The 3,302-nt window shown below is 69.5% G+C and carries 3 protein-coding genes, 1 pseudogene and 1 riboswitch; all 4 genes and pseudogenes read left to right on the top strand.

The window, feature by feature from the left end; translation table 11 throughout:
* Window positions 1-1,245 (top strand): cytochrome P450 family protein (locus tag AOK23_RS37980; RefSeq protein WP_055717029.1); only part of this gene is annotated, 1,245 nt, incomplete at its 5' end.
* A 186-nt stretch (window positions 1,246-1,431) separates the two neighbouring features.
* On the top strand, window positions 1,432-2,451 hold the full coding sequence (locus tag AOK23_RS37975) for a LysM peptidoglycan-binding domain-containing protein (protein WP_055717028.1): 1,020 nt from the start codon (window positions 1,432-1,434) through the stop codon (window positions 2,449-2,451).
* 182 nt (window positions 2,452-2,633) lie between these two features.
* A riboswitch (cyclic di-AMP (ydaO/yuaA leader) is annotated at window positions 2,634-2,833 on the top strand.
* 4 nt (window positions 2,834-2,837) lie between these two features.
* Window positions 2,838-3,049, top strand: a pseudogene (locus tag AOK23_RS50870) (transglycosylase family protein); the annotation flags it as partial.
* A gap of 2 nt (window positions 3,050-3,051) precedes the next feature.
* On the top strand, window positions 3,052-3,302 hold a 251-nt coding region (locus AOK23_RS50865), incomplete at both ends, for a hypothetical protein (RefSeq protein ID WP_420823787.1).

Genomic DNA, 3,302 nt, shown 5'->3' with positions numbered 1-3,302 from the left:
GCCCCCGCCCTGTTCACCTGGGAGTTCGCCACCGACCCCTATCCCGCCTACGCCTGGCTCCGTGAGCACGCGCCCGTGCACCGTACGAAGCTGCCCAGCGGTGTGGAGGCCTGGCTGGTCACCCGGTACGCCGACGCCAAGCAGGCCCTCGCCGACCAGCGTCTGTCCAAGAACCCGGCGCACCACGACGAGCCCGCGCACGCCAAGGGCAAGACCGGTATCCCCGGTGAGCGCAAGGCCGAGTTGATGACGCATCTGCTGAACATCGACCCGCCGGACCACACCCGGCTGCGCCGCCTCGTCTCCAAGGCCTTCACGCCGCGCAGGGTCGCCGAGTTCGCCCCCCGGGTCCAGGAGCTGACGGACGACCTCATCGACCGGTTCGCGGAGAAGGGCGAGGCCGACCTCATCCACGAGTTCGCCTTCCCGCTGCCCATCTACGCCATCTGCGACCTGCTCGGCGTCCCTCGCGAGGACCAGGACGACTTCCGGGACTGGGCGGGCATGATGATCCGGCACGGCGGCGGTCCGCGCGGCGGGGTCGCGAGGTCGGTGAAGAAGATGCGCGGTTATCTCGCGGACCTCATCCACCGCAAGCGCGAGGCGCTGCCCGCCGAACCCGGCCCCGGCGAGGACCTCATCTCCGGTCTCATCCGCGCCTCGGACCACGGTGAGCACCTCACCGAGAACGAGGCCGCCGCCATGGCCTTCATCCTTCTGTTCGCCGGCTTCGAGACCACCGTCAATCTCATCGGCAACGGCACCTACGCCCTCCTCACCCACCCCGAGCAGCGCGCCCGCCTCCAGAGCTCCCTCGCCGCGGGCGAGATGGCCCTGCTGGAGACCGGCGTCGAGGAACTCCTCCGCTACGACGGCCCGGTGGAGCTGGCCACCTGGCGGTTCGCCACGCAGCCGCTCACCGTCGGCGGGCAGGACATCGCCCCCGGCGACCCGGTGCTGGTCGTCCTCGCGGCGGCCGACCGCGACCCGGCCCGCTTCGCCGACCCCGACACCCTCGACCTGTCGCGCCGCGACAACCAGCACCTTGGCTACGGCCACGGCATCCACTACTGCCTGGGGGCGCCCCTCGCCCGCCTGGAGGGACAGACCGCGCTGGCGACGCTCCTCACCCGGCTGCCCGATCTGCGGCTCGCCGCCGACCCAGCCGATTTGCGCTGGCGCGGCGGACTCATCATGCGCGGACTGCGCACCCTTCCCGTCGAGTTCACACCGCGTCAGAGCTGATGAACGGCCTGTACCCCTATCAGGAACAGCGGCCGAAGGTGACACACCCTCAAGTTCGTGATCTTCACGTGATCTCCGCTGCATTAACTTGTGACAACTGATCGTCTACGGATACGTTCACACGTCAGTGCGAAGGGTCGTTACATCCCTCGCACAGATCTCTGCTGTCGTGTGAAAGGCAACCGCATGCTCTCCGGGAACGGTCGTCACCGTCGCCCCCGTCAGGCTCCGGCACTCCTCGTCGCGGCCGGAGTGACCGGCTCCGCCATCGCCATCCCGCTCCTCGGTGCCACCGGCGCCAGTGCGGCCAGCGGAACCACCTGGGACCAGGTGGCGGAGTGCGAGAGTGGCGGCTCCTGGAGCGCGGACACCGGGAACGGGCGCTACGGCGGCCTCCAGATCTCCCAGGCCGACTGGGAGAACCATGGCGGCCTCGACTACGCGACCAGCCCCGACCAGGCCAGCCGTTCGCAGCAAATCGCGGTCGCCGAGAGAATCCTCGACGACCAGGGTGTGGGCGCCTGGTCGACCTGCGGACTCCTCCACAACCTCGACGGCGACTCCGCCTCGGCCGACGTGGACACCGGCGTGGCGGGGGATTCGTCCAGCTCGGGCGATTCACCCGATTCGTCCAACTCGTCAGGTAACTCCACCAAGTCCAGCGACTCGTCGGATTCCGATGAATCGTCTGACTCGTCTGGTTCGTCGGATTCGTCCTCACGTGCCTCCGAGGGCTCCACCAAGGCCGACACGGGTGCGGGTGACTCCTCCGAGTCCTCGGACTCCGACCGCGCCGGTGGTTCACAGGAATCCGACAGCTCGGCCGAGGCTGACGCCAAGAGCGGCGACTCGGACAACTCCACGCCGGGCGACACCCCTTCCACCAGCGACGATGCCGACACCGGCACCGGTCGCCACCGTGGCGCCAGCGCCGAGGAGGGCGTCCACACCGACGCGGCCGACTCCCGCGGCGACGCCTCCACCGGCCGTCATGCCTCCCGCGGCGGCGACGCGTCCCGCGAGGCCGTCGACGGCTCGTACACCGTCCGCCCCGGAGACAACCTGACGGCCATCGCCGACTCCCTTGAGCTGAGCGGCGGGTGGCGGGAGCTGTATGCCGAGAACGAGGGCACGGTCGGAACCGACCCGGACCTCATCCTTCCCGGTCAGACCCTGGAAGTCGGTGCCGAAACGGGCGAAAAGTAGCGTCAGTTCGGGTCATGGTTCGCCCCTTAATGCCCGTTTTGATCTCGGTGGGAGATGAATCACAGACCCCCTGATCGTCTTTGAAATTCGGCGAATCACGTGTTTACGGTCGTGACCGCTCGCCACAGCGGGCCCTTGCGGTCGTCACGCCGAATCCTGCCGACGGCCGCTCGGAACAGTCGTCGCGTCAAGCGCCGTAGGCAGGAGCGGGGGACCCAAGGTTTGCGCCGGGTCCGGCGGTTGAGGCCCTTCGGGGTCACACCGCCGGCACCGGCTCGGGGTGAAGCCGCATCACGTGAGCCGGAAGGCGAGCGGGTGCGGCCGGGCAACTCAACCGGCCCGAACCCGACAGCTCACCTCGTAGGCGTCGGTGAGGGGATCACTCCATGCTGTTTTCCAGCAAGGGCAAGCACCGTCGTCCGTCCAAGACCGCCCGCGCCATCGCCGTCGTCGGTGTCACCGGCGCCGCCGCGATAGCCGCCCCGCTCATGGTGGCCGGCAGCGCCTCCGCCGCCACCGAGTCCGAGTGGGACGCCGTCGCCCAGTGCGAGTCCGGCGGCGACTGGTCCATCAACACCGGCAACGGCTACTACGGCGGNNAGCAAGGCCCAGCAGATCGCCATCGCCGAGAAGGTCCTCGCGGGCCAGGGCAAGGGTGCCTGGCCGGTCTGCGGCAAGGGCCTGTCCGGCGCCTCGTACGACGGTGCCGCCGCCTCCTCCGGCAACTCCGGCTCGGACTCCTCCTCTTCCTCCTCGCAGCAGGGCACCCAGGAGACCCGCGCCTCGCGGTCCTCCGAGCGCGCCACCGTCGAGACCCCGACCGGCAAGAAGGTCAAGAAGGGCGACGGCGA

The organism is Streptomyces torulosus (genome assembly GCF_001419765.1).
In the GTDB taxonomy this organism is placed as follows: domain Bacteria; phylum Actinomycetota; class Actinomycetes; order Streptomycetales; family Streptomycetaceae; genus Streptomyces; species Streptomyces torulosus.
This window is presented reverse-complemented; position numbering and strand designations above follow the sequence as displayed.